Source organism: Lactobacillus juensis, from assembly GCF_036246285.1.
GTDB classification, from domain to species: Bacteria; Bacillota; Bacilli; order Lactobacillales; family Lactobacillaceae; genus Lactobacillus; species Lactobacillus juensis.
The window spans coordinates 335,952-350,790 of record NZ_BTTS01000002.1; the positions used below are offsets into that span (position 1 = coordinate 335,952).

Consider the following 14,839-nt stretch of genomic DNA (forward strand, 5'->3'; position numbering starts at 1 on the left):
ATGAAATTTTTGTGGTCACGTTTGAATAAATTATGGTTATTTTTGGCATTGGCAATAGGAATAAGTATTAGCGTTGTACAATGTGCTGTTTCTGTGTCTAAGAATATTCCTGCGGCAAACTCACCTTATACTATGTGGATATCAATAGATGGATTTACTTTTGTTCCTACTATATTTTTTATCTTGTTACCTTTAATAGCAAGTTTACCTGCCAGTACATTGTTAAAAGAAGATTTTACCAACGGCTATTTTTATAAATTAAAGATGGGGAAGTCCATTAAACAAATCTTGTTAGGATACCTAGAAATCGCATTTATGACAGGTTTTATTGTGATCGCTGTTCCTTTACTGTTTAACTTCTTATCTTGGTTTATGATATTACCTAATATTAAGCCCGATAACTTACTTAATATTAATATTGGTGCTATGAATTTTACTATGCTGTTTGTCTCCCTTTATTATTCCCATCCGGTTGTCCACGCTATTTTATCAATTATATTTTCTTCTCTTTGGGGTGGATTGTTCTCTGTATTTGCAATGGTTACTTCTTTATGGATTAAAAATAAGTTTGCTGCCATGTGTACAGGTTTAGTTTTGCAGATAATTTTATTATTAATGAATGCAACTATCCATTTGCCATATTTTATAAGTTATTCACCGGCTGATTTCTTACGTGAACTTCCTGGAACTACTAACATCTATGTGGTGGTGTTTATGACTGCAATATTATTACTTTATTGCATGATTATGTTTCATTTAGATGAAAAACGATTAGCAGAGTTATAAAAAGTGAAAGGAAAAAGGATTAAGTCCTAAATTTGGACTTAATCCTTTTTAATATACTTTGATTCTGTTAAGTGGCCAATAGCGATATTTAACAACGCCTTCAATTTTACTTCTAGGGATTGCGCCTATATAACGACTATCTTTTGAAACGCTCCTATGATCACCCATTACAAAATATGAACCTTTGGGAACTTTGTTAGTATTTTTCATTTCTTTTAATTGAGAAGGGGAATAAATACTTTTATATTCTTTTGTTCTTGCTAAAGAACGAATTGAAAAGTCAGCAGTATAAGAATATTTAGTACCATAAAAGCCGTCTTCATTATCCGTCAGCTTAAATCCTGGTTTTAAATAGTCTTGATTTATTTTTTTGCCATTAACATAAATCTTATTATTTTTTCCAGTAACAGTTTCACCCGGTAATCCTATAATTCTTTTTATATAAAAGGAATTACGTTCATCCGGAGCCTTTAAAATGACAATTTCATTTCGTTTCAATTTGCTATTGCGATTAGCTATAACTCTTTCTTGATTTTCAAAAGTTGGTTGCATCGAGATGCCAGACACGGAACACTTAACTATCAAATATTTTGTCAGCAAAAAATTAATTAAAATAAAAATCGCAAATAAGACTATTGTATATTTTAAAAAATCGTAAAATTGTTTTGTTTTCTCATTTTTTTCGTTATTCTGATTATTTGCCATAAGTAAGTCCTTACAAATAAAATTACATATTAATATAACTAGCCTGTGGTTAATAGATAAATTATAGGCAGATAAATAATTAAAAGTCAAAATAATCTAAAAACCAACCTAAAATTAAACAAATAACCTATTTAGATGATACAAACTTCTCCTAATTTTGGAGATCACAATCTATAATCAAATGATCAGGCTAATTTCTGTTTTTATTGTAAATAGCAAGTGGATAGTTATAAAAAGTCTCAGTTGAAAGGAACTAGATCAAAACAAAAAGGTGATTTGAACCCTAAAATTAGGACATTTTATTAAATGCTAAGTGAGAACTAACTGCCGATATTCAAGCGGAGTTAGTCCTTTTAGTTTGATCTTGATTCTTTTCTGATTGTAATACTCAATGTAGTCTCTGATTGCATCTTCCAGTTCAGTGAGATTCTTAAACTGCTTTTCAAATCCATAAAACATTTCTCGCTTGAGTATCCCGAAGAAGCCTTCCATTAACCCATCATAAAGCGAATTGCCCTTGCGTGACAATGACTGGCTAATGCCATGGTTTTTCAGCCACGCTTGAAACTGGGCATTTTGGTATTGCCAGCCTTGATCGGTGTGGATGATTAAACCATTCTAGACCGGATATTTGTACCAAGCCCAGTTTAACATGTCCATTGTTTGCTTAAGATTAGGATTAAAAGAAATAGTATAGGAAATAATCTCTTGGGTACACACATCAATGATAGGTGATAAGTAGGTCTTTTAACTTCATTACTTGAATTTTTAGTATCTTTGTTATACTTGATTTATTTGATAAAGCTAATCTATGACCCTGCAAAAGTTAGAGATTAGCTTTCTTTCATACCCTGATTATCCTCATTGGCAATCAAGGTATTTTATTTGCATTGATAACGCAATAAGCAAGTCTTGATAACTAATACCAAATTCTCGACTAGCACGATTAAGCTAAGATAATCTTGGTATTTCAGTATTATAATAATGACTTACTCTGCTAGAAGAAGGAAATTGAACTCTAGCAATTTGTGATTACCAACTGTCTTTAGGTTTAGTACTTACCAGCCATGATCTTGATCTATTTGTATATTCCTAAGTTTGAGTATGTCCACCAGCATTATAAGCACCTGAACCATATAAGTTCATTGGTGGAGATTTACTTAAATTCCTGTTGATCATAGATCCACAATTAAGCAAGCAAAAAGGCAAGAAATTTCATGAAAATTTCTTGCCTTTTATTAAAAGTTAAAACTTTAAAACTATTTATTCGGCTCCGATAATTTAGGCCCAGCTAGATACTTGATATCTGACGCTTTAAAGAAACATCTAGGATTATCTGCCTGCTGATAATATAGCTCCTCTTTTTTGCTATCTGGATTAATTATTTTAATAGCCGTACTTACTGATACGCTTGTTCCCTTTCGAAGAAGTGTACCTGTAAATGCTTTGCCATCTTTATCATAATATTTTGCATCGTTTACAGCATATACTTGTGTAAAAACACTATAAAAAGGTAATAGCTGTCTTGGAGTGGTCTTAATATAGACATTACCAATAAATTCATCTGTACCCTTAATCCGATATAATTTTTGTATAGCAGGTGGAGTATTAATACGTTTTGGACCAAACTCTTCTGAATTAGTTTCTTTATCTAGAACTATCTTTTGTCCACCACTTAAATATTTATCAAGCTGTTTACCTTGATTATCGTAAAGAGGTATTTTAGTTTGTGTTGACCAGAGCTTAGTAGTCACAGAAGCTTCATTAGTATATAAATCATTGCCATTTATTTTTGCAACATTGACAACTTTGATATAACCACCATGACCGATATTATAATACTCTTTACCTTTAATTGTTACATAAGGTAAATAAAACCAATTCCAGTTAATATCATGAAATGAATAACGTTCAGCCATTGCATCAGTTGTCGTTTGAACCTTACCAGCATACTGAATTGAGCTACCTTTTTGTAATAAACCGTTAGTTCGAAGGTAAGAATATACTTTTTTGCCTTTTTTGTTATAAATTCGTGTACGATGATTTAGTGTCAGTACTTCTTGATTTTCATCTTCATCTTGGTTAGTAGTTTGTGCTGCATGAGCTTGGTATCCATCTATTGCTACAGTAGATATAGAAGTCACTGCCAATATTCCGGCTGCTATGCTAATAAATAATTTCTTTTTTCTCATTTTAATTACCTCTCTGTTAAAATTTTAATAGTTATTTTCTTTAATGTCTACTAATTCCCATTTATTTCAACATACATATTCTTTTCAATCTATAATTAAAAAGTTAAAAGCCCAATTAGACCAATCACTAGTTTTCATAATACTCATTAAGCGAAATTGCTACGAAACCTAGTGCTACAAGGCTTAAAACTGCGCAAATAAATACTTGTGGATTTTAAGCCATATAGCAAAAGGGAAGGCTGTTAAATCAGTCTTCCCTTTTTTTCGTTACCTGGTAATTTCACAATTAGACCAATTGCTTCATTTCAGCTTATTTGCTACTTTTAATCCTTCAACTTTAAGCTGCTCCATGTGCTTCATAAATTAATAAGAAATCACTTTGATAGCAGCAGTAAATAAAAAACTTGTTCACTTATCTTACAGGTTACCAATTAGAAGAACAGGAATATTAGCATAAACTTCGTTATCAATCCATTGCTTCAATTGAGTAATTGATTCTTGAGCCAATTTTTTATCTGAACCCTTTAATTTATTAGCCAATTTTTCAGCAGTGACTAGCTTCTTTGCTATTTTCTCTTTAGAAGTATTATTGATTATTTCTGCTTCGGTTTTTGTTAATGGCTTAAGCGATTTTCTCAGACCATTTACATTGTATGTCCCAGTTAAAAAGTTAGTCCAAAACTTATATTTGCCATTTTGCGACACAATATGAACTAAGGAACCATTTTTTTCCGATTCAACACGATCTATTTTGAATAACATGTTTTTAGCAAAAATTTTTTTAGCATGCTTCAAACTATATTTTTTAAGTAAGCCATTTTTTCTTTGAAACAATCCGCCATCAGCAGTAGCTACATTTTTAGCTAACTTGAAAACATAACCAGCTTTAGTCAATTTGTTAGACCATGCTTTATCAGACACACCCTTATCATTGACTACAGTCTTTGTATCGCTTGCGTTAGCTGCTTTAACAGATACACAGTTATTGCTTACACTATCACTTGTTGCCTCAGCTTTGACACTTGTTACTGCTAATGGAGTTGCAACTGTCGCAAAGGTTGCAGCAGCAACACTTAATCCAACAATATACTTAAATTTCATAATTAATTCTCCTATAATGTATATTAAAATGTTATAATAATATAACATTTTAATAAATTAATATTTTAATATAGAGATTATATATCTTTAATTAATTTTGCTCAATTATTTACACCTATAAAAGTAGCCTAAGATAAAATCTTAGGTCTCACTTTTATACTACTTAAGTAGTTCGTTAAGAATATCTTTGACGATATTAAACACATCTCGAATTGTGGTAATTACATGATACAAGAGAATTAGATAACGTCAGACATGTTTAACTAAACGTGTAAGCAAGTTAAGTCACTTGTAAGACGTCTAAGACGGTCCACGAGGATCGCTTTTTATATATTTATTTTTTATTCTCTTTTAGCCTACTAACATCAGCTTGCCTGATTTGATCCTTGTAAACCTTTTTATTGCCCTCGGGTATATTTTATTTACACCTGATTCCCTATCAAATGGGCAACTTCTTGGCGATAAGCTGTATGATCTAGCTGCCAAACTCATTTCTTTTTTCGCTCAAAAATGAATGTCGCAAATTTTTTAAAAAGCTTAAAAAATAACCCCCAAATTTGTCCTAAATTTGGAGGTCACTTCAAGGACTAACTTCGTTAAATATCGGAAATTAATCCTCAATTGGAATCTAATAAACAGTCCCAAATTACAGCACACTATCAAAAAATTATTCCTTTTAATAAAATGTGAACTTGTTTTATGGCTCATCTAACTAAATTTTTGATAATTTTGCTTATCAAACTGGGTAAAAAGTATTTACAATGGTCTCGTTAAAGCCAGCATACTATTAACTTTTAATTCATCAGCTGGAAGAAACCAACTATTCTGTTGATTCTTTAAGGTGAGTGTAATTTGTTTAACCTCTTGCAGGCTGGCTGTATTTGAACTATTAATTTGCTTTGCATATGCTAAAGCTGCATCATATGTTTCATGTCTGTATTGCTGATAATTCTCACTTGCTTTAACTTTTTCATCTTGATTGATTGCTTTTTGCAAGTCTTGTTTATCAGTTTCAGTAGCTGCCTTGGCATCTGTTTTGGCTTCATTTACTGTATTAACAGGCTTTAACAATGGTCCAGAAACAAATTTGCTGTCAGCTGCTTTAACAAAAGTCATACTGTCTTTGTTAATTGTCTGGAGAGAAATGTCACTCACAGTTGTATTTGGAGCAAGGTGGTAATATAACTCAGCCTTGTTTTCCTTGTTATTCCAAATGTATAGTACCTCATCAACGGGTATGAAAGTGCCTTTAGCAAAAGAAGTAGTTGCACCGTTTATTGCCGTTAGGTTTGAACGAGCCTGTCCGTTGGCATCATAAGCATCGATATTCTTGCTGGCAGAAACATAAGTAAAATATGTATAGTTAAGAAGCTGCTGTCTTGGCTTTTTGTTTACTATTGATGTGGCGAAAAAGCCTGTCTTTGTTCCGCTTATGCGATAACTAGCTCTGTATGATGGTCCAGACAATACTTGAGAGACGCGATCAACTTTGACCTTTTCTCCAGGCTTAATACTTGTACGCTCTTTACCGGTGCCAACCCGTATAGCACTAGTTGTATTAACTTTCACACTTACATCAGTTGTGTAAAGTGGTTTATTATCTATCTGCCCAACATTGGCCGCATTAACATAGCCACCGGCTCCAATATTGTAGTAGTATTTGCCGCCAATTTTTTTATAAGGGAGCCATGACTGATTATAGTTGTCATCATTGACTAGGAAATACTGTTTGCTATTCCGGTCAATTTTTTCTACAGAGCCAGAGTATTTCAAAGGGGTGCCTTTGCGCAAATGCGTATTCTTTTTACTGCCACGGAATTTGTATAGCCGTTTACCATTCTTATCGTAAACATAAGAATTGTAATTGAGCTCCAAGTTGCCATCTTGTACCTGTTTGTTGACAACACCAACATTAGCCGCCTTAACGTAGGCACCACCGGTTAAAGGATAGTAGCTTTTACCATTAATAGAAGTAGTTTTGGCACTACCGTTTACAGTGGTGCCCATACGCAATGTTCCTTTACCGTTATAATAAGTACGCTTGCCCTGAGCCGTATAAACATAAGAATTATGATTCAACGTGAGAGTATCAGTCTTAGCAGCTAATACTTCTGTATTGCTTGGCATTACTGCGGGTATCATAGGACTAATAGCAAGAATGCTTGCTATGGAAGCATAAACAAACTTTTTATTTAATTTCATGTAATCACCTCAAAAATTGATTAAATACCTTACATACAGTATAGAATAATAGCCTGTCTTTGAATAGGTTTTCAAACAGTTTAATACTAAGTTAATAAGGTGAAGGTGAGTGAAAGTTATTTACACCAAGCCGTTTAGTTAATTATCTGGCTCTTCTTTTATTCAATATGCAAACAGTATTTGTTATAATTAATTTAGAATTCAAGCAAATTGTTTTGAGGGCGGTTGGCTGTTGATCCGGAAAGGAGATGGTGCCTATGGCACGAAATCTTTTAGAAAGAGAAGCAGTTAATGAGCGTTTACCAGGCATTACAAATAATGTTGGCATTCGCCACGTTTATTATTGTGTTGTTGGATTATATCAATAATCACAAGAAATAAAAAGACCGTCCCAATCATACTTTAGCTAGTTAGGGATAGTCTTCTATTACCTAGACAGCTAACCGCCTTTAGAGCGGCTGCTTGTTTTCAAAGAGGTCTTGTTAGCGCAAGGCCTCTTTTTTTACAATTACATTATATCATGACTAAATTAATTTTGCACAACGGGCTGAGTAATGATTGCGACTAGCATAGGACTAGCATAGCTAGCAAGAGAAGCAGTTAATGAGCGTTTACCAGGCATTACAAATAATGTTGGCATTCGCCACGTTTATTATTGTGTTGTTGGATTATATCAATAATCACAAGAAATAAAAAAGACCGTCCCAATAATACTTTAGCAAGTTGGGGATAGTCTTTATCTCTCACGCAGCTAACCGCCTTTAGAGCGGCTGCTTGTTTTCAAAGAGGTCTTGTTAGTGGCAAGGCCTCTTTTCTTTATGATTACATTATATCATGACTGAATTAATTTTGCACAAGTGGACTGAGTCAGGGATTGCATGTTGCCATTTATAATCTTCTTTTTAACAGTTACAAAATAGGATTAAGGAAAAAATTAGTGCTAACGGGAAATTGTTCAGTATAAATATTAAAAGAAAATAAAATTATCTTATTGACTTTTAAAGATTAAAACCTTATTATTTTGGTTATCTAATATTTATTTTTTTATTAATTTAAAAGCCTGAGTTTTAATAATTAAGCTAAAAATTTCTTCACATGGCTTATTGGACAAGCTTAAGAGCAATATTGAATTTAAAAATGAGTATACATACTATAAGCGAAGAACTAGACTAACAAAATGCTATTTAAAAAATATTGGACGGGAAAACTATGATTATAAAATACTCACACCCATGGAAAATAGCCTTATACGTTTTTTTTGCTTTTTTGAAATCGCTTCAGGTTGTTTTTGTTGCCTTCATTTTTCAAAAATTTATTGATTTCGCCCAAAAGCCTCAAGGCAGCTTAATCAAGCTGACTGTCTTTGCTGTTTGTGGTCTGCTAATATTTGGAATAGTCGGCGTTATATATCAGTATTTCTATTATAAAATTATAGAAGAAATTAATCTTAACCTAAAAAGTGCATCTGCCAATTATTTAGTTAATAACTATGCTGGCCATAACGAAATTGACAGTTCATTTATGACTAATGATCTCAAGCAAATTGAAACTAATAGTATTGAGGCAGAGCTTTCAATCATTTCTGATTTAATTCAATTTTTGGCAGCTGTAATCTCTGCATTTGTTAGTTCTTGGATTATTGCGCTGGTATTTTTAATGGCTTCATTTACTCCTGCCGTTATTCAGTCTGTTTTTGGCCCTAAGATCGAAAAAAATTCTGAAAAGTGGGAAAAATCCAATAGCAACTATACAAATACTGTTATTGAAACTCATTCTGGAGCAGAAATGGCTAACATCTATGATGTTCAATTTTCAATGGTTAACAGGCTGATTAAAGCAGCGAAGCTAATGGAAACTGCTCTTTTCAAAACCAATTGGACTAAAGGTATGTCTAATGAGATGACTATGATAGTAGCATATATTTTCAGTATGTTCCTTCCTTTTGCCATTGGTATTAGTTTCATTGTTAGCGGTCGGCTGACTTTAGGCACGTTTATGATGATCGCACAACTGGCTAATAATTTTATTAATCCTGTAGTTGGTATTTTTGGGTCAGTTAACGATATTAAAACGGCAAAACCGATTTTGCAAAAAATCAAAAAAATCGACTTGCTGATAAAGCCGCAGGGCAGCAATACTGCAACTGCTTCAGATACGTTCCAATCATTACAATTGACTGATGCTGGAGTTAGTCAGGGTAAACAGAAAATTTTTGCCAATGTTAATCTAAAAATTGATTCCGGGGAAAAAGTTCTCCTGCAAGCCCCATCAGGTGGGCAAAAGCAACGGGCCGTTGCAGTAAGGGCTTTAATTAACGATCCAGACATTGTATTGGCGGATGAACCTACTGGATCATTAGATGAAGAGAATGCCAAGACAATCATTGATTTATTTAAAAAGATAAAAGATGAAGGAAAAGCAATTTTGACAGTCACGCATGACAAAAAAATTGCGGCATTACATGATAATGTTTATAAACTAAGTAGCAGAAAAATTACCAAGTTAAACTAAAAAAGAATTATAGGTCTTGATAATACACTCAAATTTAGAATAAATTTGAGTGTATTATTTTGCCTAAATTATCTTGGTAATTAGAATCATGATTTTTAATATAATATTTAAATTTTAAAGGTAAACGTTAGTATTTTTGAACTAAACAACTCCTAATTGCTTCTGATGGTTAAATTTATTTTTAACATTGGAAGCTTTTTAGTAATAACCACTTAGCCACTAAAAATTACCTCTTAGAAAATAAATATATACTTTAAAATAAAATTATGATTAAATTAAAAGAACAAATAGTAACGGAAAAGATTTAAACAAGATAGATCATATTGCTTCTATGGAACAAGACCATTTTAGCAAAATATGTTAAATATAAATGAAAGGTAAAAACAATTATGAAAAAATATTTTGATAACAAAAGCGTAATCCTATGTTTTTTGTTGACCCTGATCGTAGGTCTTGCTACTCCTTTTAATACGTGGTCTTATTCGCAAATTTTTGCCATGGTTGAAGCTGGTGATAAAAGACGAGTAGTTCTAGAAGTCTGTTTGATTGTTCTGATTATTTTCTTATTAACTGTTGCCCGCTACTTTTACGAGAGGACGCTAAATCGGAACATCTACCTCTTCAATAAAAACGTGCGCAGTGATCTGCTATCTTCAGATTTTATTAAACAGCAAGGACCAGTTTCTGATAAATTGTCATTTGTCACCAATGATTTAGAGTTGGTAGAAAATAATTACGTCAAAGAAGTATTTAATTTAATCACTTGTATTGTTAACCTGCTGCTATGTTTGGCTATGGCTATCAATGCGAACTTTATCCTAACTCTTGTTTTTATGCTTTTTTCAGTTATTTCAGCAATTGCCCCAAAAATTATGGCCAAACGGGTTATGGAAAGTTCTAAAGCCTGGAGTGCTAGTGTGGGCAAATACACAGGATTTATGTCGGATTATCTCAAGCACATTGACCTAATCTTGGATTATAATGCGATGCCTTTCTTTTTACTGAAAGGTAAGAAGGCAATTACTGAAACAGCTGAAGCGAAGCAGAAACGGGAAAATACGATTGCCATGAGCAATTTATTGGCAGGTATTTTGGCTTATACTTTATCTTTTCTGCCCATTGGGATTGGTATTTTATTTGTTTTAGACAAGCGCTTGCCTCTTTCTTCCTTTATTATGGTTCAGTATTCCAGTTCTTGGATCGTGAATTCTATCTTAGCAATCAACCGGTCAATGACAACGATTAACTCGGCTAAACCTTTGTTAACAAAGCTGACTGATATCAAGGAATTACCACAATCTACTCTGAGTGACAAGATGACGACAATAAATTTCAAAGACTTGCAACTCGATGATGTGACTTTTGGCTATCAGGATAAGACTATTATTCAAAATGCCAGCTTGACGGTTAATCGTGGTGATAAAATTCTGCTGACTGGCCGCAGCGGACAGGGTAAAAGCACATTGCTCAGATTAATGGCAAATATTATCCAACCGAACAAGGGAACAGTGGAATTAGTTGAACCAAATGGTAAGGTTGTTTCTCCTCAGCCTGATTACTTTGGAGAAGTCAACCAGGATTCGAATATTTTTCATGATACCTTGCGTTTTAACCTGACTTTGGGGCGTGACTTTTCTGACCAAGAGATTGAGCATGCCATTCAAGAAGCGGGTTTAACGCCATTAATGCAAAAGATTGGCCTTGACGCCGTAATTCAAGAAGACGGAACTAACTTGTCAGGTGGGGAAAAGAAACGTATAGAAATTGCTCGTGCCCTTTTATATAATCGTAACTTTTTACTGATTGATGAGGGTACCGCATCCCTTGACCCACAAACTGCTCATGAAATTCATGAAATGATTTTATCTTCCGACTTGACAGTGGTTGAGATTGATCACCATATTCCAGAGGACTTGCAAAGTAAGTTCACCCATGCCTACAAATTAGAAGATAAGCAGCTAATCCCAATTAGTTAAAAGTACAGCAGTGAAATGATACCGGATTTTGATTGCTAATTCTGATAATTTAGTTATGGGAAAAAATAATTAAGTCACTATTTAAAAATAGAAGGTTGTATCAAAACTTTTTTACAAAAATATGTGATATGATAAATAATCCAAATTAAGAAGAAAAAAAGAAAATCATTAAAATGAGTCCCGAGAGTTAGAAAACTTTCGGAACTCATTTCGTAGTTAAGGACAGTCTTTTATTTCTTCATCAACTAACCACACATCAAGTGGCTAATTATTTTTAAAGAGTTGCAAAACTTCTTTTTTTATTAAATTTACTAAACATAGTAAGACACTAAAATGGGGTATTTTACAAGGTTTAGCACCTATTAAAATTAATTAAAACTTGTGTAAACCTAGCGCATGTTGTGCGGCTAAGTTTAAAATATTCCATTGCCGATCAAAACTTGGTGAGAAGAAGAAGTCTTGCTCAGCTAAATCTTCTAATGTTAATTTATGACCAATTGCTAAACTTAAGACATTGCCTTGAGCGGTGATATCATGTTTGGACATAACTGAACCTCCCAGAATCTGATGAGTGTCCTTATTATAAGTTAAGGAAATATATCCTAACGGATTATCATCTGCAGGAATAAAGTCTGGACGCAAATGATCGATGTAGATGCTAGTTGCAGCATTAATGCCGGCAAATTCAGCAGATTTTTGTGGGAGGCCGCTAACTACCGCATGTACATCACCAAATTCTAGTAATTGTCCGCCCACTAAACCTGGGAATGGACGGCTTGGTTTTTCTTCAAACAAATGTTGTACTAAGTAATTTGCTTCGTGGCGAGCAGCGACTGCTGAAGGGATTGGCATCCTTTTATTAGCTGGGATTGACAGTGGCCAAATAGCGTCACCCAAAGCATAAACGTCTTTTTGATTAGTCCTCAAATATTCGTCTGTTTCAATATAACCGCGTTGGTTTAAATTAATAGTATCTTTAAGCCAGTCAGTATTAGCAACAATGCCGGCAGCAACTATGACTAAATCAGCTTTAATGTCACCATGATCAGTTTGGACTAGGTGATCATTGGTAAAACCAGTAACTTTGGTATCAAGCTTTAAATCGACACCCTTGTCGCGCATTTCTTGTTCAAAAACATCGGTAAAGTCTTTTGAAAAATAATTAGCCAAAATATGGTTGCTGGCATCAACCAAGGTCATGTTTTTACCAGCTAAAACACCAGCTTCAACGGCAGCGATTCCGTTACCAGCACCCACCACAACGATATTTTTAATTTCATCATTATGAAGAGCTTCATTGATCTTTTTAGCCCAACTGTAACCCCGCATTAAATAAACGTAGTCTAAATCTGCCCCTGGAACAGGTAATTGAAGTGGATCAACTCCTGGAGACAAGATTAATTTGTCATAATTAACTTCTTCAGTCTGACCAGTTTGGGTATTTTTAATTGTAACTTGCTTATTTGCCGGATTTAACGCAACTGCTTGTGAATTATTGATAATCTTACCGCCTAATTTTTCCAGATCAGCAGGTGAAAAATTGCGTACATTGTCTTGTCCGGTAGTTTTTTCTTCTAAAAAGAGCTTCATTCCGCAAGACATAAATGAAACAAAATCACTTGCTTCATAAATAGTGACATCAAGATCTTTATATCTGTCTAATAATTCGATGGCTGCCTCATGACCTGGATGAGAAGCACCAATGATGACTACTTTTTGATTCATTGAAAAAATCCCCTTTTTATCAGTATCTGAAAGCGTTTGTAGCACTTTCATTGTATCCTATGGTAACACAAGAAAAGTGTCAGTTATACAAAGATGCATCAGTATAGCTAATTTGTATATATATTAAAATTTATAAAGTAATAAAAATTAATACCACCATATAAATTGACTTTACAAATTTCACTAAATATAAAATTTGCTGATAATTTCTGAGTAAAATACGGCCAAGTAAATTATTTAAAAAGAACCTAAGAAGTATAAGTAGTACTCAAATAATAGTACAAATAGAATATCATTTGAGAAAGGAAAGTGTTCATTTAAGTATGTGAGATCAAAATGAAATTGCAACTTTTGCTATTACTTTAAAATCCGAAAGAAAAGGCAAAAACATTTCTTTGTCAAATTTTGTTTATAAAGAGTAAATGAAAAGAATCAAGTAGCTAATAAACTGCTTGATTCTATTTTTATCTTATTCTCGTCTAAACTGTTCTGATTGGACGAATGAATATTAACGGATTACCTCTAAGTCATAATGTGGCAGGTTCAAATAATTACTGGATTATAGCAGCAGCTATTCTGCTTTTCATTTTGCTCAGTTATCTCGCTGCCAGATCATTTAAGAAGCAGGTAATTAAAAATGCTTAAAAATATTTTTCGGTCAGAAAACGTTAAACTTAAGCGGAGTTTTTTATTATATTTACATTTGTTAACTTTAATTGCTTATCCATTATTAATGGGATTTTATTATGGTACAAGAAAAAACATTGTAAACTCATCCGTTATGATAATAACTTTTTACGAATTGCTGGCGCTTATTTCTCCGCTAGTTATTAGCATTGTTATCGGTCTGGTTTTTGATCGCGAAGAAAAAGCTGGTCATTGTAAAAATTGGTTGGCTAATTCCGGCAAAAAAGGCTTAACTATTGGGCTGCAGCTATTTTATTATTGGTTATTATATTTCTTTGAAATTATCGGAATGAGTTTAATTTATTTCTTTATTTTAAGATTTGCTTTTCAGATAAATAATATATCCTTTATTAAAATTTTACTAACCAGTTTTATTTTTGCATTTTTGGGTCTTATTCAATACGAGCTTGCTCAATGGATAGTATTAAAGCTTAATGTTGGTGGTGCCATGATTCTGGGCTTTTTTGGTGTTGTAATCTCAGGCTTAAGCATTACCAGTCTTTTTGATTTTATCTGGCCCGTGATTCCTTGGGCATGGCAAATAAGATTAATCACTTTTTGGGAAGCTACGATTAGCAGTCAAGTACAAACTCTGACGGCTTGGAAAATGATTATTCCGTTAATTTTAACTATGGTTATAACTTTGTTAATTATAAAAGTGTTCGACAACTGGCAAAATTAAAACTGTCAATTAAATAAATACGAGTTTCTTGTCAAACATCTTGTTGATAAAGAGTAAATGAAAAGAACTAAGCAGCGAACAAACTGTTTGGTTTTTTCATTGTTTTATCCCAATCTGATCCAGCTACGGATGCAGATACTTATGTGTTTGCGGGATGCTCAAATGATTTAAAGCCATCAAGTATCTCTTTTTATTAGAAAAGCTGTAGATTAATTATCATCCTGTTGTATTAAGATATTTGCCTAATTAAGCCCACCATTTTTAACCTTCAT

Annotated in this window: 12 protein-coding genes and 1 pseudogene; 7 read left to right on the forward strand and 6 right to left on the reverse strand. The window is 33.2% G+C overall.

What is annotated here, in order from left to right; translation table 11 throughout:
* Window positions 1-786 carry a hypothetical protein gene (locus AAA926_RS05750; protein ID WP_187159632.1) on the forward strand — a complete coding sequence of 262 codons (786 nt, stop codon included), beginning with the start codon at window positions 1-3 and terminating at the stop codon, window positions 784-786.
* Window positions 787-834: 48 nt separating this feature from the next.
* On the opposite strand, the gene lepB is transcribed toward AAA926_RS05750, so the two are convergent.
* The 5 genes and pseudogenes from lepB to AAA926_RS05775 form a co-directional block, all read right to left on the reverse strand.
* A complete protein-coding gene (gene lepB / locus AAA926_RS05755) occupies window positions 835-1,491 on the reverse strand; it encodes a signal peptidase I (protein ID WP_046332697.1) in 657 nt (218 codons plus the stop codon).
* Window positions 1,492-1,800: 309 nt separating this feature from the next.
* Window positions 1,801-2,238: pseudogene (locus AAA926_RS05760) on the reverse strand (transposase); the annotation flags it as partial.
* Window positions 2,239-2,750: 512 nt separating this feature from the next.
* Window positions 2,751-3,683, reverse strand: coding sequence for an SLAP domain-containing protein (locus AAA926_RS05765; protein WP_338212087.1), 933 nt, complete (start codon window positions 3,681-3,683; stop codon window positions 2,751-2,753).
* A 417-nt stretch (window positions 3,684-4,100) separates the two neighbouring features.
* Entirely contained in the window at window positions 4,101-4,784 is a 684-nt protein-coding gene (locus AAA926_RS05770) for a hypothetical protein (RefSeq protein ID WP_338212088.1), read from the reverse strand.
* A gap of 756 nt (window positions 4,785-5,540) precedes the next feature.
* Window positions 5,541-6,986: an SLAP domain-containing protein gene (locus AAA926_RS05775; RefSeq protein ID WP_338212089.1), complete on the reverse strand. Its 1,446-nt coding sequence runs from the start codon at window positions 6,984-6,986 to the stop codon at window positions 5,541-5,543.
* Window positions 6,987-7,304: 318 nt separating this feature from the next.
* On the opposite strand from AAA926_RS05775, the gene AAA926_RS09825 reads away from it, so the two are divergent.
* The 4 genes from AAA926_RS09825 (at window position 7,305) to AAA926_RS05785 (ending at window position 11,473) form a co-directional block, all read left to right on the forward strand.
* On the forward strand, window positions 7,305-7,367 hold the full coding sequence (locus tag AAA926_RS09825; RefSeq protein WP_366125402.1) for a putative holin-like toxin: 63 nt from the start codon (window positions 7,305-7,307) through the stop codon (window positions 7,365-7,367).
* Window positions 7,368-7,589: 222 nt separating this feature from the next.
* Window positions 7,590-7,679, forward strand: coding sequence for a putative holin-like toxin (locus tag AAA926_RS09830; RefSeq protein WP_081945396.1), 90 nt, complete (start codon window positions 7,590-7,592; stop codon window positions 7,677-7,679).
* A 516-nt stretch (window positions 7,680-8,195) separates the two neighbouring features.
* Window positions 8,196-9,497: an ABC transporter transmembrane domain-containing protein gene (locus AAA926_RS05780; protein ID WP_338212090.1), complete on the forward strand. Its 1,302-nt coding sequence runs from the start codon at window positions 8,196-8,198 to the stop codon at window positions 9,495-9,497.
* A 389-nt stretch (window positions 9,498-9,886) separates the two neighbouring features.
* Window positions 9,887-11,473 carry an ATP-binding cassette domain-containing protein gene (locus AAA926_RS05785; RefSeq protein ID WP_338212091.1) on the forward strand — a complete coding sequence of 529 codons (1,587 nt, stop codon included), beginning with the start codon at window positions 9,887-9,889 and terminating at the stop codon, window positions 11,471-11,473.
* 372 nt (window positions 11,474-11,845) lie between these two features.
* On the opposite strand, the gene AAA926_RS05790 is transcribed toward AAA926_RS05785, so the two are convergent.
* Complete coding sequence (locus AAA926_RS05790) at window positions 11,846-13,198, reverse strand: FAD-dependent oxidoreductase (RefSeq protein WP_198179696.1); 1,353 nt, start codon at window positions 13,196-13,198, stop codon at window positions 11,846-11,848.
* A gap of 501 nt (window positions 13,199-13,699) precedes the next feature.
* Here AAA926_RS05790 and AAA926_RS05795 point away from each other — a divergent pair.
* Both AAA926_RS05795 and AAA926_RS05800 read left to right on the forward strand, forming a co-directional pair.
* Window positions 13,700-13,843 carry a hypothetical protein gene (locus AAA926_RS05795; protein ID WP_338212092.1) on the forward strand — a complete coding sequence of 48 codons (144 nt, stop codon included), beginning with the start codon at window positions 13,700-13,702 and terminating at the stop codon, window positions 13,841-13,843.
* Window positions 13,836-14,567 carry an ABC-2 family transporter permease gene (locus AAA926_RS05800; protein WP_338212093.1) on the forward strand — a complete coding sequence of 244 codons (732 nt, stop codon included), beginning with the start codon at window positions 13,836-13,838 and terminating at the stop codon, window positions 14,565-14,567. The genes AAA926_RS05795 and AAA926_RS05800 overlap by 8 nt, the downstream gene beginning before the upstream one ends.
* Window positions 14,568-14,839: the final 272 nt, after the last annotated feature.

What these genes read in the sequence shown, in the direction of transcription:
- AAA926_RS05795 (WP_338212092.1), top strand. Translation starts at nt 13,700, where the DNA reads ATGAATATTAACGGATTACCTCTAAGTCATAATGTGGCAGGTTCAAAT.
- AAA926_RS05785 (WP_338212091.1), top strand. Translation starts at nt 9,887, where the DNA reads ATGAAAAAATATTTTGATAACAAAAGCGTAATCCTATGTTTTTTGTTG.
- AAA926_RS05750 (WP_187159632.1), top strand. Translation starts at nt 1, where the DNA reads ATGAAATTTTTGTGGTCACGTTTGAATAAATTATGGTTATTTTTGGCA.
- lepB (WP_046332697.1), bottom strand. Translation starts at nt 1,491, where the DNA reads ATGGCAAATAATCAGAATAACGAAAAAAATGAGAAAACAAAACAATTT.
- AAA926_RS05775 (WP_338212089.1), bottom strand. Translation starts at nt 6,986, where the DNA reads ATGAAATTAAATAAAAAGTTTGTTTATGCTTCCATAGCAAGCATTCTT.
- AAA926_RS05790 (WP_198179696.1), bottom strand. Translation starts at nt 13,198, where the DNA reads ATGAATCAAAAAGTAGTCATCATTGGTGCTTCTCATCCAGGTCATGAG.
- AAA926_RS05765 (WP_338212087.1), bottom strand. Translation starts at nt 3,683, where the DNA reads ATGAGAAAAAAGAAATTATTTATTAGCATAGCAGCCGGAATATTGGCA.
- AAA926_RS05770 (WP_338212088.1), bottom strand. Translation starts at nt 4,784, where the DNA reads ATGAAATTTAAGTATATTGTTGGATTAAGTGTTGCTGCTGCAACCTTT.
- AAA926_RS05780 (WP_338212090.1), top strand. Translation starts at nt 8,196, where the DNA reads ATGATTATAAAATACTCACACCCATGGAAAATAGCCTTATACGTTTTT.
- AAA926_RS05800 (WP_338212093.1), top strand. Translation starts at nt 13,836, where the DNA reads ATGCTTAAAAATATTTTTCGGTCAGAAAACGTTAAACTTAAGCGGAGT.
- AAA926_RS09830 (WP_081945396.1), top strand. Translation starts at nt 7,590, where the DNA reads ATGAGCGTTTACCAGGCATTACAAATAATGTTGGCATTCGCCACGTTT.